This window comes from Bradyrhizobium sp. CB3481 (genome assembly GCF_029714305.1).
GTDB lineage: Bacteria > Pseudomonadota > Alphaproteobacteria > Rhizobiales > Xanthobacteraceae > Bradyrhizobium.
In genome coordinates, this window is record NZ_CP121647.1 from 2,607,089 (window position 1) to 2,630,077 (window position 22,989).

Annotated in this window: 19 protein-coding genes; 10 read left to right on the plus strand and 9 right to left on the minus strand. The window is 63.2% G+C overall.

Annotated features, from left to right (window positions below; genetic code table 11):
- Positions 1-246 precede the first annotated feature (246 nt).
- Positions 247-2,838, plus strand: a complete 2,592-nt coding sequence (locus QA643_RS12430; RefSeq protein WP_283033445.1) for an MMPL family transporter — start codon at positions 247-249, stop codon at positions 2,836-2,838.
- Here the strand turns inward: QA643_RS12430 and QA643_RS12435 are convergent.
- Positions 2,806-3,489, minus strand: a complete 684-nt coding sequence (locus QA643_RS12435; RefSeq protein WP_283033446.1) for a DUF2147 domain-containing protein — start codon at positions 3,487-3,489, stop codon at positions 2,806-2,808. The two genes, QA643_RS12430 and QA643_RS12435, sit on opposite strands and share 33 nt — an antisense overlap.
- Before the next feature lie 102 nt (positions 3,490-3,591).
- Between QA643_RS12435 and hpnO the strand changes: the two genes are divergently transcribed.
- The 3 genes from hpnO to QA643_RS12450 all read left to right on the plus strand — a co-directional run bounded on the left by hpnO (position 3,592) and on the right by QA643_RS12450 (position 6,004).
- Positions 3,592-4,983 (plus strand): aminobacteriohopanetriol synthase HpnO, encoded by a 1,392-nt coding sequence (hpnO, locus tag QA643_RS12440; protein ID WP_283033447.1) that lies wholly within the window; start codon positions 3,592-3,594, stop codon positions 4,981-4,983.
- Positions 4,984-5,079: 96 nt separating this feature from the next.
- On the plus strand, positions 5,080-5,487 hold the full coding sequence (locus QA643_RS12445) for a GFA family protein (RefSeq protein WP_283033448.1): 408 nt from the start codon (positions 5,080-5,082) through the stop codon (positions 5,485-5,487).
- 256 nt (positions 5,488-5,743) lie between these two features.
- Positions 5,744-6,004, plus strand: coding sequence for a hypothetical protein (locus tag QA643_RS12450; RefSeq protein ID WP_283033449.1), 261 nt, complete (start codon positions 5,744-5,746; stop codon positions 6,002-6,004).
- 56 nt (positions 6,005-6,060) lie between these two features.
- Here QA643_RS12450 and QA643_RS12455 read toward each other — a convergent pair whose 3' ends face one another.
- The 5 genes from QA643_RS12455 to QA643_RS12475 all read right to left on the minus strand — a co-directional run bounded on the left by QA643_RS12455 (position 6,061) and on the right by QA643_RS12475 (position 11,077).
- A complete protein-coding gene (locus tag QA643_RS12455; RefSeq protein ID WP_283033450.1) occupies positions 6,061-6,819 on the minus strand; it encodes an anti-sigma factor in 759 nt (252 codons plus the stop codon).
- On the minus strand, positions 6,816-7,376 hold the full coding sequence (locus tag QA643_RS12460; RefSeq protein ID WP_283033451.1) for a sigma-70 family RNA polymerase sigma factor: 561 nt from the start codon (positions 7,374-7,376) through the stop codon (positions 6,816-6,818). The genes QA643_RS12455 and QA643_RS12460 overlap by 4 nt, the downstream gene beginning before the upstream one ends.
- Positions 7,377-7,467: 91 nt before the next feature.
- The gene (locus QA643_RS12465) at positions 7,468-7,803 is read right to left on the minus strand and encodes a cupredoxin family copper-binding protein (protein ID WP_283033452.1); all 336 of its coding nucleotides are present in this window, start codon (positions 7,801-7,803) and stop codon (positions 7,468-7,470) included.
- A gap of 13 nt (positions 7,804-7,816) precedes the next feature.
- Entirely contained in the window at positions 7,817-8,755 is a 939-nt protein-coding gene (locus tag QA643_RS12470) for a metallophosphoesterase (RefSeq protein ID WP_283033453.1), read from the minus strand.
- A 249-nt stretch (positions 8,756-9,004) separates the two neighbouring features.
- Complete coding sequence (locus QA643_RS12475) at positions 9,005-11,077, minus strand: prolyl oligopeptidase family serine peptidase (RefSeq protein ID WP_283033454.1); 2,073 nt, start codon at positions 11,075-11,077, stop codon at positions 9,005-9,007.
- Between the two features lie 482 nt (positions 11,078-11,559).
- Between QA643_RS12475 and QA643_RS12480 the strand changes: the two genes are divergently transcribed.
- A complete protein-coding gene (locus tag QA643_RS12480; RefSeq protein ID WP_283033455.1) occupies positions 11,560-12,972 on the plus strand; it encodes an amidase in 1,413 nt (470 codons plus the stop codon).
- 119 nt (positions 12,973-13,091) lie between these two features.
- Complete coding sequence (locus QA643_RS12485) at positions 13,092-13,856, plus strand: hypothetical protein (RefSeq protein ID WP_283033456.1); 765 nt, start codon at positions 13,092-13,094, stop codon at positions 13,854-13,856.
- Here the strand turns inward: QA643_RS12485 and QA643_RS12490 are convergent.
- Positions 13,853-15,472, minus strand: a complete 1,620-nt coding sequence (locus QA643_RS12490; RefSeq protein ID WP_283033457.1) for a GMC family oxidoreductase N-terminal domain-containing protein — start codon at positions 15,470-15,472, stop codon at positions 13,853-13,855. The genes QA643_RS12485 and QA643_RS12490 overlap by 4 nt on opposite strands.
- Before the next feature lie 204 nt (positions 15,473-15,676).
- Between QA643_RS12490 and QA643_RS12495 the strand changes: the two genes are divergently transcribed.
- From QA643_RS12495 to QA643_RS12505, 3 genes are all read left to right on the plus strand, one after another.
- Complete coding sequence (locus tag QA643_RS12495) at positions 15,677-16,849, plus strand: M20 aminoacylase family protein (protein ID WP_283033458.1); 1,173 nt, start codon at positions 15,677-15,679, stop codon at positions 16,847-16,849.
- A gap of 154 nt (positions 16,850-17,003) precedes the next feature.
- Positions 17,004-18,176 (plus strand): M20 aminoacylase family protein, encoded by a 1,173-nt coding sequence (locus QA643_RS12500; protein WP_283033459.1) that lies wholly within the window; start codon positions 17,004-17,006, stop codon positions 18,174-18,176.
- Positions 18,177-18,377: 201 nt separating this feature from the next.
- Entirely contained in the window at positions 18,378-18,848 is a 471-nt protein-coding gene (locus tag QA643_RS12505) for a VOC family protein (protein ID WP_283033460.1), read from the plus strand.
- A gap of 292 nt (positions 18,849-19,140) precedes the next feature.
- Here the strand turns inward: QA643_RS12505 and QA643_RS12510 are convergent, their stop codons facing one another.
- Both QA643_RS12510 and QA643_RS12515 read right to left on the minus strand, forming a co-directional pair.
- Complete coding sequence (locus QA643_RS12510) at positions 19,141-20,598, minus strand: UdgX family uracil-DNA binding protein (RefSeq protein ID WP_283033461.1); 1,458 nt, start codon at positions 20,596-20,598, stop codon at positions 19,141-19,143.
- Between the two features lie 176 nt (positions 20,599-20,774).
- On the minus strand, positions 20,775-22,013 hold the full coding sequence (locus tag QA643_RS12515; RefSeq protein WP_283033462.1) for a putative DNA modification/repair radical SAM protein: 1,239 nt from the start codon (positions 22,011-22,013) through the stop codon (positions 20,775-20,777).
- A 163-nt stretch (positions 22,014-22,176) separates the two neighbouring features.
- Between QA643_RS12515 and QA643_RS12520 the strand changes: the two genes are divergently transcribed.
- On the plus strand, positions 22,177-22,968 hold the full coding sequence (locus tag QA643_RS12520) for a DNA repair protein (protein ID WP_283034788.1): 792 nt from the start codon (positions 22,177-22,179) through the stop codon (positions 22,966-22,968).
- Positions 22,969-22,989: the final 21 nt, after the last annotated feature.

Genomic DNA, 22,989 nt, shown 5'->3' on the forward strand with positions numbered 1-22,989 from the left:
ACCAAGTAATTGGTAACTAAATACCAAAAAATGCTCTTTCGGAAGCGGTGGTTCCTCACCGGTTCGTCACTTTATCGCCCACTGGAAAGGGCTATACCGGCGCCTGAACTTCCGGTGGCAGTCGGTTCTGCCGATTTGCTTGCACCGGCTGGGAAGTCGCCAAAACAACATTAGATCGGCTGCGGGAACTCCGCTAGACAGCGGGCGTTTTCGCCCAGCTCTCCTTGAGATTTAGAAAGAAACGAAGTGCTGACCAGCATTGTTGTCTCGATTGTCAGAACCTGTACGCGGTTTGCCACTCTCGTTATCGTCGTCTCCCTGCTTCTGGCAGTCGGGGCGTGCTACTACGCGGCCAAGCACTTCGCCATCAACACCGACATCAACACGCTGATTTCGCCCGATCTCGACTGGCGCAAGCGCGACAACCAGTTCGAGCACGCGTTCGACCGCGAAAAGCTGATTCTGGCCGTGGTCGAGGCGCCGACGCCGGAGCTTGCTAGCGCCGCGAGCAAGGCACTGGCTGCAAAACTTTCCGGCGACACCACGCATTTCGAATCCGTGCAGCCGCTCGGCTCCGGCGAATTCTTCGAAAAGAATGGCTTGCTGTTCCTGCCGGTGGAGGAAGTCGGCAAGGTGACCGGCCAGCTCGAAGCCGCCGGCCCGCTCATCGAGATCATGGCCGGCGATCCCTCGATCCGCGGCCTGACCGGTGCGCTGGAAACCGGGCTTGCCGGCGTCAAGCGCGGGCAGGTCAAGCTCGACAATGCCGAGCGCCCGTTCAACCTGATCAGCCAGACCGTCGAGGACGTCCTGAACAAGGGAACGGCGACGTTCTCCTGGCGCGAGCTCGTCAGCGACAAGCCGCTGGCCGATGCCGACCGCCGCGCCTTCATCGAGTTCAAGCCGAAGCTCGACTATCAGGCGCTCGAGCCCGGCAAGGACGCGACCGACGCGATCCGGCAGGCCGCGGTCGATCTCAATTTCGCCGGCGAGTACGGCGCCCGCGTGCGGCTGACTGGCCCGGTTCCTATCGCCAATGAGGAATATTCGACCGTGCAGGACGGAGCGATCGTCAACGGCATCGCCACCGTCCTGATCGTGCTGGTGATCCTCTGGATGGCGCTGCACTCGGCGAAGATCATTTTCGCGGTGTTCGTCAACCTGTTCATCGGCCTTTCGCTCACGACCGCGGTCGGCCTGATGATGGTGGGATCGCTCAACCTGCTGTCGATCGCCTTTGCCGTGCTGTTCGTCGGCCTCGGCGTCGATTTCGGCATTCAGTTCAGCGTCCGCTACCGCTCCGAGCGTTTCAAGAACAATGGAAATCTTGCAGAGGCGCTTGAGAGCGCGGCCAGCCGTTCGGCAGTGCCGCTGTCGCTGGCCGCGATGGCGACCGCCGCCGGCTTCCTGTGCTTCTTGCCGACCGACTACAAGGGCATTTCCGAGCTCGGCAAGATCGCCGGCGCCGGCATGCTGATCGCCTTCATCTCGAGCATCACGGTGCTGCCGGCGATGCTGAAGCTGCTGCACCCGCCCGGCGAAAGCGAGCCAGTCGGCTACGCATTTCTCGCGCCGGTCGACGAATTCCTCGAACGGCATCGCGTCATCATCGTCGGCGGCACGCTGGCCCTCGTTATTGCCGGCCTGCCGCTGCTCTATTTCATGAAGTTCGACTTCAACCCGATCAACCTGCGCAACCCGCACGCCGAATCGATCGCGACCTTCCTTGACCTGCGCAAGGATCCCAACACCGGCGCCAACGCCATCAACGTGCTGACCAATTCCGAGGCCGAGGCGAAGAAGATCGAGGAGCGGCTTTCGAAATTGCCGGAAGTTCTGCGCGTGATGTCGATCGACAGCTTCGTGCCGGACGATCAGCCGGCAAAGCTGCAGCTGATTGCGAAGGCGGCGAGGGTGGTAGGGCCCGCGCTCAATCCCGACTCCGTCGATGCTGCGCCAACCGACGAAGAGAATGTCGAGGCTTTGAAGAGTTCGGCCGAGGCTTTGCGCAAGACCGCTGGTGATGGCAAGGGGCCGGGCGCGGTGGCCTCGCGGCGGCTCGCGGATGCGCTCTCGAAGCTTGCCGCCAGCAACCAGGCAACGCGCGACAAGGCGCAGAATGTTTTCATAGCCCCGCTCAAGATCGTATTTGACCAGCTCCGCAACACGATCCAGGCCGGCCCGGTCACGCTGAAGACGTTGCCGCCGGAACTGCTCAACAGCTGGAAGTCGAAGGACGGCCTGATCCGCGTCGAGGCCTTGCCGAAGGGCGACCCCAACGACAACGACAATCTGCGCCGATTCGCGGACGCGGTGCTGGCTGCCGAGCCGAACGCGATCGGCGGGCCGGTATCGATTCTCAAATCCGGCGACACCATCGTGAAGGCGTTCATTCACGCCGGCATCTGGGCGCTGCTGGTGATCAGCCTCTTGCTGTGGCTGACGCTGCGGCGGATCAGCGACGTCTTGATGACGATGGTGCCGCTATTGGTGGCCGGCGCGGTGACGCTGGAGCTTTGCGTGCTGATCGGATTGCCGCTCAACTTCGCCAACATCGTCGCATTGCCGCTGCTGCTCGGTGTCGGCGTCGCCTTCAAGATCTATTACGTCGTGGCCTGGCGCGAGGGCAGAAACAATCTGCTGCAGTCGAGCCTGACGCGCGCGATCTTCTTCTCTGCGCTGACCACCGCGACGGCGTTCGGAAGCCTGTGGCTATCCAGTCATCCCGGCACCGCCAGCATGGGTAAGCTGCTGGCGCTGTCGTTCATCATCACCTTGATGGCGGTGCTGCTGTTCCAGCCCGCGCTAATGGGCAAACCGCGCGATGTCGGGAAGTAGGCAGATATCGCCGATATCGGCGGGCGGCGCGGCAGCCGCCTGCTTTTGACCCGGCGCAGCCTTCGGCGCAGGCGCAGGGTTGGCCGGTGAGGGCGCTGCACCCGTGGTCTTCGCTGCAGGGGCCGGTGCAGCCCCCGATGCTGTACTCTTGGGCGCCGCGCCGGGTGTTCCCTTCGGCGCGCCCTTGGCCATGCTGTTGGTCGGGCTTGAAGGAATCGGCGGTCCGACCCGGGTCCAGGTTTCGCCGCCGCAGAGGAAACCGAGCACGCAGCCCTGAATCTCGAGCTGGTCGGTGCCAACCGGCTTGATCGTCGAAGAATAGAGCTGTCCGTCCTTGGCGTTGTAGACTTGGCCTTCCCAGGCCTCAGTGCCCGGCTTCTTCTTCATGTCGATCAGAATCGGCATGCCAAGCGTCGGCCGGCTCTGCTTGGCGACGTCGGGATTGTTCTTGTCCTTGCCGCCCGGCTGCTTTTCCCAGGCGACGACCCCCCACATGCTGCCGTTGCATTGGGCTACGCGGATATTGGCTACACCATCGGCTACCTTCCAGTCGCCGGTAGGGTCGGCGGCAAGCGCCGCATTAAGACCTGTGGCCAAAAAGAATCCCGAATAAACTATTGTACGCGCGAGTGTTCTTGGGCAGTGCAACATGGGTGTAACCTATGTTTAAGTAGCTGGTCCAAAGCAGCGGTCAAAACGCCGCAATGAGTGTTTTCAGTTGACGAAACGGCCATCAACCGACGTATGTAGCCAATGCCAGATTCATATCTAGAGGTTTCCGAGCTGTTTGTAGAGCGGCAGGCGCAGCGCAGTTCCCTGCATGCGCGTCATCTCAATGAGCAGCTCGTCCGGGTGCTGAAGACCATCGGCTACGATGTGGGCTTTCAGAAGGGTCAAGGTCAATACCTGTTCGATCGTGACGGGGCCCGCTATCTCGATCTACTCAGCGGATTTGGCGTTTTTGCGATTGGCCGCAATCATCCGGCATTGCGTCACGCGCTGAAGAGCGTGCTCGATGCCGATTTTCCCAATCTGGTGCAGCTCGACGTCTCTACGCTCGCCGGCGTGCTGGCGGAACGTTTGGTCGAACATGTTCCATATCTGGACAAGGTGTTCTTCTCGAATTCCGGCGCCGAGACCGTCGAGGCCGCGATCAAGTTCGCGCGCGGCGCGACCGGCCGCCCCGGCATCGTCTCGTGCTCGCATTCCTTTCACGGCCTGACCTATGGCGCGCTGTCGCTGATGGACGATGCGAACTTCCGCAGCGGCTTCGAGCCGCTGCTGCCGGGATGCACGCAGGTTCCGTTCAACGATCTCGCCGCGCTCGAGCAGGCTTTGTCGTCACGTCAGGTCGCGGCGTTCATCGTCGAACCCATTCAGGGCAAGGGCGTCAACATGCCCTCGGACGAATATCTGCCGGGCGCGGCCGCGCTGTGCAAGAAGTACGGCTCGATCTTCATCGCCGACGAGATCCAGACCGGCATCGGCCGCACCGGAAAATTCCTCGCGGTCGAGCACTGGAACGTTGAGCCCGACATGGTGCTGCTCGCAAAGGCGCTGTCGGGCGGCCACGTGCCGGTTGGCGCGCTGCTGACGCGCAAGTCGATCTTCGACAAGATCTTCAGCCAGATGGATCGCGCGGTCGTGCACGGCTCGACGTTCTCGAAGAACGATCTGGCGATGGCCGCGGGCATCGCGACGCTCGACGTCATCAAGCAGGAAAGACTGGTCGAGCAGGCCGCCAAGCGCGGCGCCGAGTTGCGCCTTGCACTGACGCGCATGGTGCCGGGCTATGAACTCTTGAAGGAAGTGCGCGGCAAGGGGTTGATGATCGGCATCGAGTTCGGTCCGCCGAAATCGCTCAAGCTGAAGGCTTCGTGGAATCTCCTGGAAACCGCGAACAAAGGCCTGTTCTGCCAGCTCATCACCGTGCCGCTGTTCAAGGAACACAAGATCCTGACGCAAGTCTCCGGCCACGGCAGCCACACCATCAAGCTGCTGCCGCCGCTGGTGATCACGGAAGAAGACTGCGCCTGGATCGAAAAGTCGTTCGACGAGGTCATCGCCGCCAGCCACAAGGTACCCGGCGCGATCTGGTCGCTCGGCAAGACGCTGGTCGACAACGCGGTCAGGAAGTCGGCTTAGTCGCGCGACGGTAGGCCGCAATGGCAAATCCATTGCGTTGAAGCCGTCAATCTCCGAAGTATCGAGCGGGCCGGGCTGCAACGATCGGAGGAGACCATGGTCAACGTCACCGGCGGCTGTCATTGCGGCGCGATCCGCTATGAGATCACGGGCGAGCCCATTGTCCACGCGTTGTGTCATTGCACGGATTGCCGCCGCCACGCCGGCGCGCCGATGGTCGGCTGGACGATGTATGCGGCGGACGCGCTCAAGGTGACGAAGGGTACGCCAAAGCTCTACAAATCTTCCGAGCATGGCCGGCGCCAGTTCTGCGCCGATTGCGGCACGGGCCTGTTCTATACCAACGACAATATCATGCCCGGCACCGTCGATATCCAGAGCGGGACTTACGACGATCCCGACGCCGTGCCGGCGACGATGCATATCCAGACCGCCGAGCGTCTGCGCTGGATGGAGCGCGCGCATGAGTTGCCGGCCTTCGAGCGCTTTCCGCCGCAGAGCTAGCATGCGGAAATCGTGGGGCGGATTTAGCTAGCTAAGCCGCCCTTCAGCACCGCCGCGCGGCAGCGAAAGCGTTGCACCGATTGCTTCAGTTGTAGACGAATATTCCGTGCGTTGTCAGCAGAGCCCGCTCCTGCACCACTGGGCGTCCTCGCGCACGGCTTTTCACATCGCGGTGAAAGACCTCGCGCGGCTCTCTCGCATTTGCAGTGCGATACCCAAGTGGGTGGGGTAACTTCAACAAAAGAGGATTTCCCCAATGACCAGGTCTATCCCGACCATCGCCGCCGCGTTTCTGCTTACTGCGATCGCAACGCCCGTGTTCGCGCAGGCCGCGATCCAGGAGCCCGGCGCCTTTTCCTTCTTTCATCCCAACGCCGATGTGCTCGGCGGCCGGGGCGGCTACCGGTCGTTCGATCAATCGAACGCCTATTACAATCCCAATGCCTATTACGGCGAGGTCGCACCAACGCGTGACCGGCAACCGATCGCACCGCGCCGCCATCGCAAGGCACGCTAGGGAGCGTGTCCCGTCTTGCCGGCGCGGATGCATCAACGCAGCCGCGCCGCGCCATTCTATCCGGGGGCGCGCGTCGCGCTCTCGAATTTGTCGCCGAAATCCGCCAGCTCGTCTTTTGCGAGATCGCTGACCGCCCAGTAGTTGAGCCCGCGATCGCTCCAGTGGCGAATATTGAAGCCCTGGATCGTGTCGATCTTTGCTGCGCGCCGTTCGGTGCTCGATGTCTGCGAGACGAACAGGTTGATGACGTGCTGGCGGCGGCGATAGACCACGGCGCCGATGGCGCGGGCATCGACGTAATCGAGCCGGCCGCCGATCAGCGTGAAACCCTGCGCAGTCAGGTCGATCACCGGCGGTGAGACGTCGAGCTTGCCGTTGAACCACGGCTTTACGGTGTGCTGATCGGTCGAGATGACATCGGTGAGGTGACCCGCCTGCAGCGAACGCAAATGCGCCGATACGACCTCCGACTGGATGCGTTCGACATCGTCGTGGCGCAGCACAATCGCGACCAGGCCGGTTGCCGCCAACGCCGATACCGCCGAGCCCATCGCAAAGCCGCGTAGCACGGCGCGACGGTTCGTCGTCTGGCGCGGCTGCGGCAGCGCCGCCTCGATGCGCTGGCGCAAGGCCGCGGGCGCGGTGTAGCCCGCGCCGGCTTCCGTAATCGCTTTGCTCATCTCGCGATAATCGCGCAGCGCCGCCGCGCAGCGCGGGCAATCAGCAATATGGTCTTCCACCTCGCGCGCGTGCCCGGCGTCAAGTTCGCCGTCGATCAATGCGTCAAGCAGAACTTCGGCCTCGTCGCAGGTCATTTCTGTTGCTCCTCTTCCGCCAGCCAGGCCGATCGCAGCATGGCGCGGGCGCGCGCGAGACGTGACATCACGGTGCCGACCGGCACCTCGGCGACCTCGGCAATCTCGCGGTACGACAGGTTCTGGATTTCACGCAGCACAAAGGTCTCGCGGAATGGTTCGGCCAGCGCCGCCACCAGGCGGCGGAGTGTCTCGGAGTCCCAGCGGCGGCGCAGCTGCGCCTCGGGCGTTCCTTCGGACTCATGCCACAGCGGCGCCTGTTCGGCGCTTTCGGGGACGTCCTCGATCGCGCTGGTCGGCGTGGCGGCGCGCCTTGCATATTCGGCCCGGCAGACATTGCGCAGGATGGCAAACAGCCACGGCTTCATCGCCGGCCCGCGATATCCGTCGAAATGCCTGAAGGCGCGCAAATAGCATTCCTGCACCGCATCCTCGGCGTCATCGGCGCTGCGAAGCAGGTAGCGCGCCAGCGTATAGACGTCGTTCAGGTAGGGCAGCGCGGCCTCGCGAAACCGCCGCGCTTTTTCGGGATCCTCGTCGGATGCGTTGATCGGCATCTTCTTTTGTCCGGCTCTTGCAGAACAGGATTCCACCCGGCCGGGCTGTCGCCAGCGGCCGGGCAGGGATGTGATGCCTTGGTCTGACGCGCTACTCAACCTTGATCAACCCCGTCATATGCGGATGCAGCGAACAAAAATACTTGTATTCGCCAGGTGCCGTGAACGTGAACGCGAAGGTGTCATCGGTATCCATCGTCTTCGACCTGAACTTGCCGGCGCACACTACGGTGTGGGGAATGTCATCGCGGTTGGTCCAGGTCACGGTCTGGCCGACCTTCACCGTGAGCTGCGCCGGCTCGAATACGAAATTGTCGATGTGCACGGCCAAAGGATCAGTTGAGTCTTCGGCGCGCGCGGCGCCGGCCGAGAGAAGCGCGGCCGCGATCACGGCGATGCCGAAGTCGCGACGATTGATCGAATGCATTGCCAAAATCCTCTCAGCCCTGCAGCGGCGTGTCGATGATCGCGAGCCGCTGGTCGCCCTGCTTGAAGTTGATACTGGCGACGCCGAGCAGCGATCGAAGCCGGCTGTCTTCGACCTTCATCGGGCCGGGCGAGGGAGCGGTGCCTGGCGCCGGCTGCGGGAAGGCGGTCGAGCGCGCGGTATGGAAGGTAACGTTGCCCTCGACCTTCTGCATCACCTGATGGATATGGCCGTTGAGCACCGTGACCGAGCCGAAACCCTTGACGTATTCCAGCGCCCGCGCGCCGTCCTCGGTGCCCCAGCCCCATTGCGGATACACCGTCCACAGCGGGATGTGCGCGAACAGCACGATCGGCGTCGACTTCGAGCGGCCTTTCAGGTCGTGCTCCAGCCATTCGAGCTGCTCGTTGCCGAGATTGCCGAGGCCGCCACCCTTGAGGTCGACGACATTGACGAGGCCGACGAAGTGCACGCCGCCGGCGTCGAACGCGTAATAGCCGGGCCCCCTGGTGCCGCGGCCGTAGCGCTCCTTGTAGAGCTTGACCTCTTCATCGATGATGTCGTGCTCGCCCGGCACATAGTGCACGTCGAGCTTGGCCTGCGAGATGATGCGCTCGGCGTCGTCGAATTCGGAGGCCTTCGATAGGTGCGTGATGTCGCCGGTATGGATCATGAAGGACGGTTTTGCCGGCATCGCCCTGATCTTCTCGACGGCCTCTTCCAGCGTGCCGATCGCATTCGGATTGGCCGGTTTGTCGAAGCCGACATGGCTGTCGCTGATCTGCAGGAAGGTCATGCCTGTGGGCTCGGCGGCCTCAGCCGAATCCACAATGCCAAGCGACCGCGGTACGCCGCCCGCAACGGTCCAGAGCACGCCGGTGCCTGCCCAGGTCATGCATTCCAGCACGCGACGCCGGCTGACACCGTCATCGTGGTGATCGTGATCGCTCATGGCAAATCTCCCTGAGCCCGTGATTGGGCTTGCAGGGACGTGATCGGGCAGGGGCGGGGTTTATTCCCGCCATGTCAGGTAAAGCGGGAAGTCGCAATGACGATTTCGTGAGGACGGTAGCGACAAGGCGGTTGGATGCTTGGCGAAGTTACGCGACAGCGGGAGTTAATTGCAGCGCTTGCGCCCTCGGAGCCGCAATGCTTCTCCTGTTCTTCAAAGCTGCACGGACCAAACCGACAGGCTCGCGCATTACCAGCCAATTGCGCGTCGGAGAAAGGCAAGTTCAAGCGCGATGAGAGCAGCCTGCTCGTCATGATCCTTGCCGGAGCTGTGGCCGCCGGTAGCGGGCTCATAGAAATGAGCCTCATAGCCCATTGCCTGCAATTTGGCCGCCATTTTGCGGGCATGCCCGGGATGAACGCGATCATCACGGCGGCTGGTCACAAGCATGATTGGCGGATAATTCTTGCCGGGCGATGCGACGTGATAGGCAGACATCGGCGCCAGGAATTGCCAATCCTCGGGCTTGTCGGGGTCGCCATATTCATCGATACACGCCGCGCCAATGAGCAGCTTTGCATAGCGACGCATATCGATGACCGGGACGGTGCAGAGCAGGGCACCGAATCGATCCGGATAGCGCGTGAGCATATTGGCGATCAGCAAACCTCCATTCGATCCGCCCTCGGCCGCAATGCGGCCGGGATGCGTGACGCCACGGCGCACGAGATCGGCTGCCACGGCTGCGAAATCATCGTGCGCAAGGCGCCGGCCTTCGCGGCGTGCGGCCTCGTACCACTCGGTACCGAACTCACGACCTCCACGTAAACGTGCAATCACGCTTGTGCCGCCGAGTTCGAGCCAGAGCTTTCCGATAGCGGCGTTATAGAACGGTGGTAGCGAGACGTTGAAGCCCCCGTAGCCATAAAGGTGCACGGGCGCGTCTCCGGACATTCCCGGCGGGCCGACCTGCACATAAGGTATCCGCGTGCCATCGCTCGACACCGCTTCGTGCCGTGTGGTCACAAGGCCGGCTGGATCGAACGCCCGCGGAGCTTGCTTGAGCAGAACGGGGGCTGCCGCAGGTCTGACGACGAACAGCGACGGCGGTGTCAACGGGTCCTGAGCGCTCGCTAACAGATCCCCGTTCGACTCTTCCGCCTCGCTGTCGAAGGGCCAGACATACACCGTTCCAAGGTCGGGCAGGCCGGCGACAAGTTCGCGTGACCAGGCACCGTCGGCTGGAGTGAAAACCTCGAAGACGGGTTTCAGATCGTCGAGGATCGACAGGACCAGTCGGCCGCCACACCAGAAGAAGCCTTGCAGCGCGCGTCGGCTAGCTGGTTCGAAAAGAGTCGTGAAGCGACGATCGCCAGCCAGGAAGGCCGAAAAGGAAATGCCTATTACGGTGTCGGTCCCGTGCGTCTTGTCTCCGTAGGCTGCGTCAGGGATATTCCAGGGCGTGCGCGGTTTCACGGCGAGCCAATCGCGCTGCCAGGACAGCCAAGCGTCGGTTGGGACTTCGATCCGCATTTTCGGGCCCGTACGATCACCGGTCCAGACGTTGGATTCGATGATCCCGGGCTTCTCGACAAACCATACGAGCTCTTGGGGACTCTCCCGATCCACACCTGCGTAGACGAGGATAGAGTGGGGGCGCGTTTCGAAAATGATGAGAGCTGCGAGCGGATCGGTTTCTCTCTGCCAAAGCCGAACCGTGCGCGCGTAGCCCGATGCCGTCGCCATGTCCGGTCCCACCGCCGACATCAGCAACAGAGTGTCGCGGTCGAGCCAGACTGTCGAACTCTGGCCTTCCGGAAGGTAGAAGCCATTCGGCATGAAGGCGCGCTCGGCAATGTCGAATTCGCGCAGCACGACCGCGTCTGCGCCTCCGCGCGACAGGCTGAGGATGGCGCGGTCATGGGTGCCCGGCAAGATCGAAGTGCCCTTCAGAACCCAGTCTTCGTTTTCCTGGCGTGCGAGCGCATCCAGATCGAGCAGAACCTCCCAAGCGGGAACTTCACTGCGGAAGCTTTCCAGCGTCGTGGTTCGCCAAAGACCACGCGGATTGGCGGCGTCCTGCCATAAATTGAATAACCGCCCGCCGATCCGGGTGGGATAGGGAACGTTGTCGGGGCGGTCGAAGATCGTCTTGAGCAGATCCCGGTCCGCCGCAGTCTGCTTCTGGCCGAACAGCTTCCCCGTCGCCGTATTCTGCGCTTCAACCCATTCAAGCGCTAGAGCACCCTCGATGTCTTCGAGCCAGAGGTAGGGATCGTCGTCCGGCGCGTCGAGCGTTGGACGAGATTCAGGCCCGAGCATGACGTCTTCTCCAATGATATTCGAGGATGAAATCGGACTACCGGATGACAACCGATTTAAGCCATAGTGGAGCTTTCCATAATGTGGTCCATTCCCTGCTATTGCGGCCACAGGGCATTTGTTAAGCGCCCGCGTTCCGCGCGGTCCTCTGCGGGAGCGGCTACTATCGACGCGCACTTGTAAGCGCGCGGCTAGCAAATTCGTTCTACTACAACGCGAAACAATTTCAATAATCGCGTTCCGCGATGCGCGGCTATTTGTGCCCATCCTGCAGGATCATCGCGGCGTCTTTCTCGACGGTCATCTACCTCGAAGTATTGGATTGCCCGAGGTGACTGTCGGCGTCAGCAGTCTCAAGGGATGACATTTTCGTGAGCGAACGAGATCATGCTCCGTTACGGTTGCAGTCAACCTGCCTTGCTTCCGGCCGCATGGTGGCCGATGCTTTGTGTAGTGCCATGAGCGCCATAGAGGAGTTCACGATGACCGAGATCTGGCAACTCTCCGCGACCGAGCTGGCGCAGCGGATCGCAGATCGTCAGCTCAGTTCGGCGGAGGTGGTGGATGCGCATCTGGCGCGCATCGATGCCGTCAATCCGGCGCTCAACGCGGTGGTGCGTGTGCTGGCGGACGAGGCCCGCGCCGCGGCGGCCACAGCCGACCGAAAGCTGGCTGCCGGCGAGCGGATGGGTCCGCTGCACGGTGTGCCCTTCACGGTGAAGGAGAACATCGACATGGCCGGCCTGCCCACGACGTGGGGCGTGCCGGCGCTGGCCCAAGCCGTGGCACCGGCCGATGCGCCGGTTGTCGAGAGAATGCGCGCCGCCGGGGCGATACCGATCGCCCGCACCAATCTGCCTGACATGGCGCTGCGCGTTCACACCATGAGTTCGTTGCATGGACTGACGCGCAATCCCTGGCATCCTGAGCGCACCGCCGGCGGCTCGAGCGGCGGCGAGGCTTCTGCGCTCGCCAGCGGCATGACGCCGATCGGCCTCGGCAATGATATCGGCGGTTCATTGCGCAATCCGGCCAATGCCTGCGGCATCGCCTCGATTCGGCCCTCGGCCGGCCGGGTGCCCGATGCAGGTTACGTTCCGGTGGAAGACCATTTGCTGGCCGTGCAATTGATGAACGTCCAGGGTCCGATGGCCCGCCGCGTGGCCGATGTGCGGCTTGGTCTGCGTGTGCTGATGGGCGCGCATCCGCGCGATCCATGGTCGATCGATGCGCCCTTCGACGGCCCGCTGCTGGGCCGGCCGATCCGCGTCGCTGTTGTGGCCGAGCCGCCCGGTGGCAGCACGGATCCGCAGGTCGCCGCGACGGTGCGCCGCGCGGCGCAAGCGCTGGCCGACGCCGGTTATGTCGTCGAAGAGGTTTGCCCGCCGCGATACGAGGACGCCATAAGCTGCTGGGCGCGGCTGATCATGGGCGACTTCAATTCAGTGCTCGGGCTGTTGCAGCCGATGATGGGCGCCGACGCGGTCGCCTTTCTCAACATCGCCAACCAGGGCGTACCGCCGCTGGCCGACGCCACAGCGTGGTCGCATTTGATGGTTGAGCGCGACGGCGTCGCGCGCGCCTGGTCGACCTTCATGGCCGACAGACCGCTGCTGCTGTCGCCGACATGGTCGCAATTACCGTTCGCGCACGGCTTCGACTCAGCGACGCCCGAGGGCACCGCGGCGACCATGGAGCTGATGCGCCCGGTAGTCCCCGCCAACGTGTTGGGATTGCCGTCCGCCTGTGTGCCGGCCGGCCGCGATGAGGCGACAGGCCTGCCGATCGGCGTGCTGGTCACCGGCCGTCGGTTTCGGGAGGACCTTTGCCTGGAGGCGGCCGAAGCGATCGAGGCGCGGCTCGGCTTGGCTACGCCGATTGATCCGGTGCGCTGAACAAGGCTCAGCGACCCCTCGCCAATGCAGGCCACGGCGGTGCTTTGCACGCCGTGGCCGGTTGGCAGAGCCGTGGACAGATTCTAATAGGAGGAAGCCGACGGCGGAGCAGGGGGCGCATGCCAGCCACAACGTATTGCGACGAGGAGATGATGGCCTATCGGTCGGGCCAAAAAGTATATCGGCCTGGTGACTGTATCGCTTTCGACGATGGATACCGGCTCGCCCACCTTCCCCTCGTCAACCCCGGCCATCCGGCCGTGATAAGCGAAGCGGATGGGCGCGACTATCGGAACGGGACTTACGAGAAGGCGCGCCATGCGCTGGTGATGCCGATCGCGGCGGACGTCTTCGCGCAATCCGCGCCGTTTGGGGCGATCGAGCAGGCGATGAGATCAGCGCGCTTCGCGCCGAAGATTGCGTGGGAGATTGGCGAACGACGCCGGTCCAGGCTGCACGCCACGCTTGTCAGCGGCATGTCGGAGACCGATCTCGATCGCTACGTGGCCGCAGCGCGGGAATTGCTGCAGCGGACCGGTCCGATCTCAATTTGCCTGAAAGGCCCGTTTCTGGGCACCCGGAATACCGGCCGCATCTATTTTCCGGTCTATCCGCAGCAGATCGACGGCGAAGATCCGTTTGCAGTGCTGCAGAGAAGCCTGGGCATTTCTCCCACGGGGCTCTACCTCGTGGGCTATTATCATATGAGCACCGAGCTCGATGCGGTGGAAACGACAGAACTCGTCGAGCTGGTTGATCGGTGGCGCGACCGGGTTGTCGTCGAGACAACCATTTCCTCTCTTGAGTTGTATGCCACCAATGACGACCTTGCGCTGTCGGCGCGCATCCGCGCGAAAATTTCGGCGCGGGAGCAGCAGGCCTAGCTCCCATCCTCCAAAATCATCGCAGCCCCTTTCTCCGCGATCATCGCCGTCGGCGTGTTGGTGTTGCCCGAGGTGATCGTCGGCATCACCGACGCGTCGACGACGCGCAAGCCGCCAATCCCGTAGAACCGCAACCGCTCGTCGACGACAGCCATGGGATCATTCGGCGTGCCCATCTTCGCGGTGCCGACGGGATGGAAGATCGTGGTGCCGATATCGCCGGCGGCTTTGGCCAGCGAGGCGTCGTCATCGCCGACGCCGGGGCCGGGCAAATATTCGACCGGGTGATAACGCTCGAGCCGCTTCTGCTTCATCAGCCGCCGCGTGGTGCGGATCGCGTCCGCCGCGACCTGGCGGTCGTCATCGGTCGAAAGGTAATTCGGCGCGATCGACGGTGCTTCATCGGGCTTGGCGGAGCGGATGCGTACGGTGCCACGCGAGGTCGGCTGCAGATTGCAGGCGCTGACGGTGATCGCGGGGAAGCGGTGCAGGGGATCGCCGAACTTGTCGAGCGACAATGGCTGCACGTGAAACTGGATGTTGGCGCGCGCACGGCGCGGATCGGAGCGCGTGAAGATGCCGAGCTGCGACGGCGCCATGGTCAGCGGCCCGCGGCGGCGGAAGGCGTAGTCGAGACCCATCATGCCGCGCCGGATCAGCGACCAATAGGTTTCATTCAGCGTGCGCACGCCCTCGACCTTGTAGATCGCGCGCTGCTGCAGATGGTCCTGCAGGTTGCGCCCGACACCGGACTTGTCGAGCACCACATCGATGCCGAGCGGCGACAGCCAGTCGGAAGGGCCGATGCCGGACCGGTGCAGCACCTGGGTCGAGCCGATCGATCCCGCGCACAAAATGACTTCGCCCTTGGTGCGCGCTTCGACCTCCTCGTTGCCTTGCAGAAAGCGCACGCCGACGGCGCGGCCGTTCTCGATGATGAGACGGTCGACGAGCACGTGCTTTTCCAGCCGCAGATTGCTGCGGTTCAGCACCGGCTTGAGGAAGCCGCGCGCCGATGACCAGCGGCGGCCGCGCTTCTGGTTGACGTGGAAATAGCTCACGCCTTCGTTGTCGCCGGTGTTGAAATCCGGGATGCGCCTGATGCCCATTTCCTCGGCGGCGTCGCCGATCGCATCTAACACTTCCCAGGACAGCCGCGGCGCCTCGATGCGCCAGCCGCCGCCGACGCCATGATGCTCGCTTGGCCCGAGGAAATGATCCTCCAGCCGCTTGAACAGCGGCTTGACGTCGTCATAGCCCCAGCCGGTCAGGCCGAGCTGGCGCCAGTGATCGTAATCGGCGGATTGGCCGCGCATCGAGATCATCGCGTTGATCGCCGAGCAGCCGCCGATCACCTTGCCGCGCGGATAGGCCAGCGAGCGGCCGTTGAGGCCTGGCTCGGCCTCGGTCCGAAACATCCAGTCCGAACGCGGATTGCCGATCGCGAAGAGATAGCCGACCGGGATGTGAAACCAGATCCAGTTGTCATTGCCGCCGGCTTCCAGCAGCAGCACGCGGTTTTTCGGATCGGCCGACAGGCGGTTGGCCATGATGCAGCCGGCGGTGCCGGCGCCCACCACGATATAGTCGAAATCCCCTTCGAGCCGCTTCGGCATTTTTGGTTTCCACCCGATCCCGACCGTCATGCCCGGCCTTGCCGGGCATCCACGTCTTTCGCCTATTAGTCAGACGTGGATGGCCGGGACAAGCCCTGGCCATGACGGCTGGGAATGGGCGGCGTTCCCGTGCGCGTCTTGGGTGGACCAACCCTTGCATGCTACACGAGATAAGCATCCAAATTCGGAAAGCCTGTTATTACCATGCCCATCGTCAACCGCGTCGCCGAGTTGCAACCCGATATCCAGGCCTGGCGCCGGGATTTTCATGAACATCCGGAACTTCTCTACGACGTGCACCGCACCGCGGCATTGGTGGCGGACCGGTTGCGGGAATTCGGCTGCGACGAGGTGGCTACCGGCATCGGCCGAACCGGCGTCGTCGGCGTCATCAAGGGCAACCGTCCCGTCGGCACGGGCGATGTGAAGGTCATCGGCCTGCGGGCGGATATGGACGCGCTGCCGGTCGAGGAGGCGACCGATCTGCCTTACGCCTCCAAGACCAAGGGTTTGATGCACGCCTGCGGCCATGACGGCCATACCGCGATGCTGCTCGGCGCAGCGCGCTATCTCGCCGAGACAAGGAACTTCGCCGGCGATGCGGTCGTGATCTTCCAGCCCGCCGAAGAGGGCGGCGCCGGCGCGGTGGCGATGATCAAGGACGGTCTGATGGACCGTTTTGGCATCGAGCAGGTCTACGGCATGCACAACGGACCTGGCATTCCGGTCGGCTCGTTCGCGCTGCGGCCCGGCCCGATCATGGCTGGCGGCGATGCCGTGCTCATCAAGATCGAAGGGCGTGGCGGGCACGCGGCGCAACCGCACCAAAGCATCGATTCCGTTCTTGTCGGTGCGCAATTGATCACGGCGCTGCAATCGATCGTGTCGCGCAGCGTCGATCCGCTGGAATCGGCTGTCATTTCGATGTGCGAATTCCACGCCGGCCATGCCCGCAATGTGATCCCGCAAACCGCCGAGTTGAAGGGCACGGTGCGCACGTTGAATGGCGAGGTGCGAAAACTGGTCGAAAAGCGGGTCCGCGACGTCGTCGCCGGCGTGGCGCAGCTCACGGGCGCACGGATCGATCTGGATTACGTCCATGGCTATCCGGTCACGGTCAACCATACCGAGCAGACCGAGGTCGCGACGCGGGCGGCCCGCGACATCGCCGGCGATGCCAATGTGCAGGTGATGCCGCCGCTGATGGCCGGCGAAGATTTTGCCTACATGCTGGAGCAGCGGCCGGGCGCGCTGATCTTCTGCGGCAACGGCGACAGCGCGGGCCTGCACCACCCCGCCTACAATTTCAACGACGAGGCGATCGTGTTCGGCACCTCCTACTGGATCAGGCTGGTCGAGAACACGCTGGCCGCTTGATCCCCAAGCACAATTCCCAGCGCTTTTCCGGGCTTTTTGGCCTCGGCCGGCCAAGCTCCTTGTGGACGGGACTGTGAGGCAGCGTATTGGGTGGACCGCCCCTTGCATGCTACAGAGGCTCCAGCGTTTCCAACCCCGAGGTTCGAGAAAATCCATGCCTATCGTCAACCGCGTCGCCGATCTGCAATCCGATATTCAGGCCTGGCGCCGCGATATCCATGAAAATCCCGAATTGCTCTACGACGTGCACCGCACTGCAGCATTCGTGGCGGACCGCCTGCGCGAATTCGGCTGCGACGAGGTCGCCACCGGCCTCGGCCAGACCGGCGTCGTCGGGGTCATCAAGGGCAAGCAGCCCGGCAAGGGCGAGATCGGTGTGATCGGGCTCCGCGCCGACATGGATGCACTGCCGATCGAGGAAGAAACCAACCTGCCGCACGCCTCGAAAACCCCGGGCAAGATGCACGCCTGCGGCCATGACGGGCATACGGCGATGCTTTTGGGTGCAGCGCGATATCTCGCCGAGACCAGAAACTTCGCCGGCAATGCGGTCGTGATCTTCCAGCCCGCCGAGGAGGGCGGGGCGGGCGCCGACGCCATGATCAAGGACGGGCTGATGGATCGGTTCGGCATCGAGCAGGTGTACGGCATGCACAACGGCCCGGGCATTCCGATCGGTTCGTTCGCGATCCGCTCCGGCCCGGTGATGGCCGCGACCGACTCGATCGACATCAAGATCGAGGGGCTCGGCGGCCACGCCGCCCGTCCGAACAAGTGCATCGATTCCGTCCTAGTCGGCTCGCAGCTCATCACCGCGCTGCAGGGCATCGTCTCGCGGACCATCGATCCCCTGGACTCGGCCGTGATCTCGATCTGCGAATTCCACGCCGGCAACGCCCGCAACGTCATCCCGCAGACCGCCGAGCTGCGCGGCACGGTTCGCACGCTGACGCCGGAAGTACGCGAAACGGTCGAGCGGCGCGTCCGCGAAATCTGCGAGGGCATCGCCAAGATGACCGGCGCCAGGATCGAGCTGGTTTACGAGCGCGGCTATCCCGTCACCAAGAACCATGCCGAGCAGACCGAGTTCGCGACCCGGGTCGCCAAGGAGGTGGCCGGCGCCCAGAACGTCCACGAGATGCCGCCGCTGATGGGCGCGGAGGATTTCTCCTACATGCTGGAGGCCCGGCCGGGCGCCTTCATCTTCTGTGGCAACGGCGACAGCGCCGGCCTGCATCACCCCGCCTATGATTTCAACGACGAGGCGATCGTCTACGGCACCTCGTACTGGATCAAGCTGGTCGAGAACAAGCTGGCGGCGTCGTAAGCAGGCAAGAAGTCACTTCAACTTCGATCGCACATGAAGTGCGACGGCGCGTAAAAGAAGGCCTGTATGTTCAATACAGGCCTTCATTTTTTTTGTTCGTTGAGAAGAATTTCCGTCGGCCATGTCGGCAGAAGCTTCCTTCATCCGTCCTTGGAACGAAAGTGGCCGCAAGGTGCGGCTGGCTATGTGAGAGGAGCGTCGATGAAGGTCACACAACATCTCTGGTTCGAAAGGGACATGGAGGCCGCGATCGGCTTCTACACCTCGCTGATCCGTGGGTCCGCGATCCAGTGGGTCTCGGCTCTGCCGGCCGACAGCCCGAGCGGGCCCGCCGGCAGCGTCAAGATCGCCGCCTTCACCTTGGGCGACCAGCGCTATATGGCGATCGAGGCGGGTCCGCTCGATCCGTTCAACCACAGTTTCTCGATCATGGTCGAATGCGACACGCAGGCCGAGATCGACCATTTATGGGATGCGTTGCGGGAGGGCGGCAAGATCGAGCAATGCGGTTGGCTAAGGGATCGCTGGGGCCTTTCCTGGCAGATTGCACCGCGACGGCTTGGGGAATTGATGGCCGATCCAGATCCCGCCAAGGCAAAGCGCGTTTCCGAGGCCATGCTGAAAATGGTGAAGTTTGATATCGCGGAATTGGAAGCTGCGGCGCGGGGCTGAACGCTTGGGCGTGCAGCGCCGAACAGCCAACGCGTGACCAGCCGACAGGGAGGTTGCGTGCGGTGCAATAAGGAGAGGAGTTGAAGGGAAGTGGGTCGCGCGCTGCACGGCGCCGGGGCTGGAGGAGGACCGCGCAGCGCGTCGACCATATGGGAGCGTCATAGCGTGACCAAGACGTCCCACATTCCCTTGAGAATGCGATTGTGTCTCCAATCAATTAATAGTTGCAAACGGGATTGTCAATTTTTCCCGTTATATTTCACCAGAAATTGCGGGTCGGGATCGGCGAAATTCAGGCCGCATGTGCCGATTTTCGCAGCACCTCGGCGGCGATTTTGAGGTCCTGGACGAAGCGCCGGTATTCGCGCGCCTTGGCCTCCGCATCGGGCAATCGGAGCAGATAGGACGGATGCACCGTCACCAGCGCCCGGGTTCCATCATCTAGATCGATCGGACGGCCGCGATTCCTGTTGATCGGCGTAATCTTGCCGAACACGCTTTGCGCGGCGGTGGCGCCCATCGCCACCACCAGGTCAGGCCGGATAGCGGCCAGCTCGCGTTCATACCATTGCCGGCACGCCCGTATCTCCGGCGTGTTCGGCTTCTGGTGCAGCCGGATCTTGCCACGCGGCACGAATTTGAAATGTTTCACCGCATTGGTGACGTAGACCTTGCGGCGGTCGATCCCGGCCTCTTCCAGCGCACGATCCAGCATCTGCCCCGCGGGGCCGACGAACGGCTTGCCGGCGAGATCTTCCTTGTCACCGGGTTGCTCGCCGACCAGTATGATCCGCGCCGTCTGCCTTCCTTCGCCGAACACGGTCTGGGTCGCGTGCTTGTAAAGATGGCAGGCGCGGCAATCGGCGGCTTCCTCGCGGAGTGCCTCGATTTCGTCCAAGCGCTTGCGTGCCATGTCGTCCGCTCTATCGCCCGTCTGGGGCGGCTCCGGCCGCTTCTGCGGCTTGTGCGGTTCGCTTGCTGCCTTTGCGATCATCGCGCTGGCGATGCGTTCCGCGCCTTCGGTCAGGGGTTTAATCAATGAGGCCTCCGGCAGGTTCCGCCAGTATTTGCGCGGCATCTCCTTCTGCATGGCCTGAACCTTCAGCCGGGCGGGGTTGAAAATGCTGGCGTAGTAGCGCCGCCAGGTTTCCTCCAGCCGATCGGCGGTCGGCGCTTCGCTTTTGCCGACCCCGGGCGTGATCGAGACCGCATGGCCGTCCCAATGCGCGCAGACATCGGGGGTGAGGATCGACCAGGGCATGTCGGCGAAGCGGCGTGCGAAGAACGGGGCGGCCAGCTCGACGATGTGGTGCTCCGGCTCGAACCAGGCGACGAAGTGCGACTTCTGCTCGCGGCCAACTTCGCGGAAGCGGACGAAGGCGTGCATCTTGTGCTCGTCGCGGCGCACTGCCTTCGCCATGGCGGCGATCTCGGCCACATAGGGATCGGTCGCGATTTCGAGCAGGTCGTGATTGCTGCGCAGCCGCCAGAGCAGGCGGTAGAGCAGGGCGAACCGTTCGGGATTACGGTGCAGGATCGCGATCTCGGCCAGTTCGACAAATCGAGCCGGGACGTTGAAGGTGCCGTGGGGTGGTTCGAGCGGCGGATCGGTCGGCTCGAACAGGCCGGGCGCATCACCAGCCACGCGCCAGGTCACGTCGGAGGGTTTGACGTCGTTCAACGCCAGCGCCCGTGCTGCTTTGCGCCAGCCGTCGAAATCGGTTTCGCTATCGAGGGTGATGTGGTGCATCTGTACTCTCCGCATACTCCGCCGTCATTGCGAGCCACCTGGTCGGCGCGAAGCGCCGCCGGATGACAGGCTCCGCGAAGCAATCCATTTCTCGGCCTGTTGAGGCATGGACTGCTTCGTCGCTTCGCTCCCTTGCGCAAACGCTTCGCGTTTGTCGCAGGCAATGACGCCGGTGGTCAAAACCCAAATCCCAACTGCGTCGCCTTCGGCTTGAATCGTTCCATGAGGCCCGCACCATCGAGCAGGCGCGGCGACGGACGGTGGTCGCCGAGCACGATGAACGGCAGCGCTTTCTTCTGCGGAATGTGCAGCCGCGCCAGATCGGAAAGGCGGATCGTGGTCAGGCGGCGCGTGGTGATGATGCGGTCGACCGCCTTGGTGCCAAAGCCCGGCACGCGCAATAGTTCCTCGCGGCTGGCGGTTGCGACATTGAGCGGAAAGCGGTCGCGGTGGCGCAGCGCCCAGGCCAGTTTCGGGTCGATGTCGAGCCGCAGCATGCCCTTGGCCTCGTCGACGATCTCGCCGGCGTCGAACCCATAGAACCGCATCAGCCAGTCGGCCTGATAGAGCCGGTGCTCGCGAACAAGCGGCGGCGCAGCCAGCGGCAGCGCGCGGCTGGCATCCGGGATCGGGCTGAAGGCCGAATAATAGACGCGCTTGAGGCGGTAGGAGCCGTAGAGATTGGCGCTGGTGTCGAGGATGGTTTTGTCATTGGCTGTATCGGCGCCGATGATCATCTGCGTGCTCTGGCCGGCCGGCGCAAAGCGCGGCGGCTTTGCCCTGGTTGCGGCCTGGCTGTTCTCCTTGGCTTCATCCAGCTTCAGGCGCAGCCGGCCCATGGTGCGGCGGATCGCGCGCACGTCCTTCTCCGGCGCGAATTTGGCGAGGCTGTTCTCCAGCGGCATTTCGATGTTGATAGAGAGACGGTCGGCATATTTGCCGGCCTCCGCGATCAGCGCGTCGTCGGCCTCCGGAATTGTCTTGAGATGAATGTAGCCGCGGAAGTGATGCTCCTCGCGCAGTTTTCGCGCGACGCTTACCACCTGCTCCATGGTGTAATCCGCGCTGCGAATGATGCCGGAGGAGAGAAACAATCCCTCGATGTAGTTGCGGCGGTAGAAGTCGATCGTCAGCTGCACAATCTCGTCGACGGTGAAGCGGGCACGCGGCACGTTCGAGGAGGTGCGGTTGACGCAATATAAGCAGTCGTAATTGCAGGCGTTGGTGAGCAGCACCTTCAATAGCGAGATGCAGCGGCCATCAGGCGCATAGGAATGGCAGATACCCATGCCAGGTGCGGTCGAGCCGAGGCCCTTGCCGTCGCTGGAATCCCGCCTTTCCGTGCCGGAGGAGGCGCAGGAAGCATCGTATTTCGCAGCATCGGCCAGGATTTCCAGCTTACGTTGCACGTCCATCGGTGAATCCCTTTGATTCCGCTCATGAATCGCCCTGATGTCGATCTCGATTGACTCTGCTTGGGCTGTTAGCTTTATATTAGAACATATCATGAACGATTGGGCCAGCCGCGCGTTCACTTCGGGAAGAAGCGGCAAGGCCAAATTCCAGAAGGAGCGGCGCATGAGCGGCGCACGCACAAGCACGCTTGCGACTTTGCGGGGAAGCATCGAGCGCCTGGAGCAGGGCGCGGCGCATGATCTCAACAGGGTTGCGCTCGGCCATATGGTTGCGGATGCAACGTTGCAGGGCGGACTGGCGCGCGCGGCGGTGCACGAGGTATTCGCCGAGGGACACCAGAGCGCGACGGCCACCGGCTTCATCGCTGGCCTCGCGGGACGGATGTCGTCACGCCGGCCGCTGGTCTGGGTGCGGCAGGATTTTTCGGAAATTGAAACAGGCGCCCTCTCGATGAGCGGGCTGTGCGAATTGGGTCTTGATCCGCGGCTGCTGGTGACCGTGCGCGCCCAGGACACCGATGCCGCGCTGCGGACCGCCGCCGATGCGCTGGCCTGCGATGCGCTCGGCGCCGTCGTGTTGGAGGTCTGGGGGCAGGCGCGTCAGCTCGATCTCGTCGCCAGCCGCAAACTCACGCTGGCCGCGCAGGCTTCCGGTGTCACGGCCTTGCTGCTGCGGGTGGCGGCGGAGCCGCGGCCTTCGACCGCGGAAACCAGATGGATCGTGCGCGCGGCGCACTCGCCGCCGTCTGGTCCTTGGAGTGCGTGGGGCGCGCCAGTGTTCGACGCGCAGCTTGTTCGTAACCGTCATGGCCCGGTCGGCCGCTGGATCATGGAATGGAAATGCGATGAGTGCCTCTTCAGCGAACCGGCGGCGTATTCTCAGCCTGTGGCTGCCACGCCTGCCCGTCGATCGCATCCAGCGGCGGCTTATGCAGGCCAGCGCCGCGCAAGCTGAAAACTGCAAAGCGGATGAAAA

Coding starts and splice junctions, on each gene's coding strand:
- QA643_RS12450 (WP_283033449.1), top strand. CDS start 5,744: ATGACCAGGTCTATCCCGACCATCGCCGCCGCGTTTCTGCTTACTGCG.
- QA643_RS12490 (WP_283033457.1), bottom strand. CDS start 15,472: ATGCCGAAGCGGCTCGAAGGGGATTTCGACTATATCGTGGTGGGCGCC.
- hpnO (WP_283033447.1), top strand. CDS start 3,592: ATGCCAGATTCATATCTAGAGGTTTCCGAGCTGTTTGTAGAGCGGCAG.
- QA643_RS12505 (WP_283033460.1), top strand. CDS start 18,378: ATGAAGGTCACACAACATCTCTGGTTCGAAAGGGACATGGAGGCCGCG.
- QA643_RS12520 (WP_283034788.1), top strand. CDS start 22,177: ATGAGCGGCGCACGCACAAGCACGCTTGCGACTTTGCGGGGAAGCATC.
- QA643_RS12500 (WP_283033459.1), top strand. CDS start 17,004: ATGCCTATCGTCAACCGCGTCGCCGATCTGCAATCCGATATTCAGGCC.
- QA643_RS12495 (WP_283033458.1), top strand. CDS start 15,677: ATGCCCATCGTCAACCGCGTCGCCGAGTTGCAACCCGATATCCAGGCC.
- QA643_RS12460 (WP_283033451.1), bottom strand. CDS start 7,376: ATGCCGATCAACGCATCCGACGAGGATCCCGAAAAAGCGCGGCGGTTT.
- QA643_RS12475 (WP_283033454.1), bottom strand. CDS start 11,077: ATGCTCGGGCCTGAATCTCGTCCAACGCTCGACGCGCCGGACGACGAT.
- QA643_RS12485 (WP_283033456.1), top strand. CDS start 13,092: ATGCCAGCCACAACGTATTGCGACGAGGAGATGATGGCCTATCGGTCG.
- QA643_RS12445 (WP_283033448.1), top strand. CDS start 5,080: ATGGTCAACGTCACCGGCGGCTGTCATTGCGGCGCGATCCGCTATGAG.
- QA643_RS12465 (WP_283033452.1), bottom strand. CDS start 7,803: ATGCATTCGATCAATCGTCGCGACTTCGGCATCGCCGTGATCGCGGCC.
- QA643_RS12455 (WP_283033450.1), bottom strand. CDS start 6,819: ATGACCTGCGACGAGGCCGAAGTTCTGCTTGACGCATTGATCGACGGC.
- QA643_RS12510 (WP_283033461.1), bottom strand. CDS start 20,598: ATGCACCACATCACCCTCGATAGCGAAACCGATTTCGACGGCTGGCGC.
- QA643_RS12515 (WP_283033462.1), bottom strand. CDS start 22,013: ATGGACGTGCAACGTAAGCTGGAAATCCTGGCCGATGCTGCGAAATAC.
- QA643_RS12480 (WP_283033455.1), top strand. CDS start 11,560: ATGACCGAGATCTGGCAACTCTCCGCGACCGAGCTGGCGCAGCGGATC.
- QA643_RS12470 (WP_283033453.1), bottom strand. CDS start 8,755: ATGAGCGATCACGATCACCACGATGACGGTGTCAGCCGGCGTCGCGTG.
- QA643_RS12435 (WP_283033446.1), bottom strand. CDS start 3,489: ATGTTGCACTGCCCAAGAACACTCGCGCGTACAATAGTTTATTCGGGA.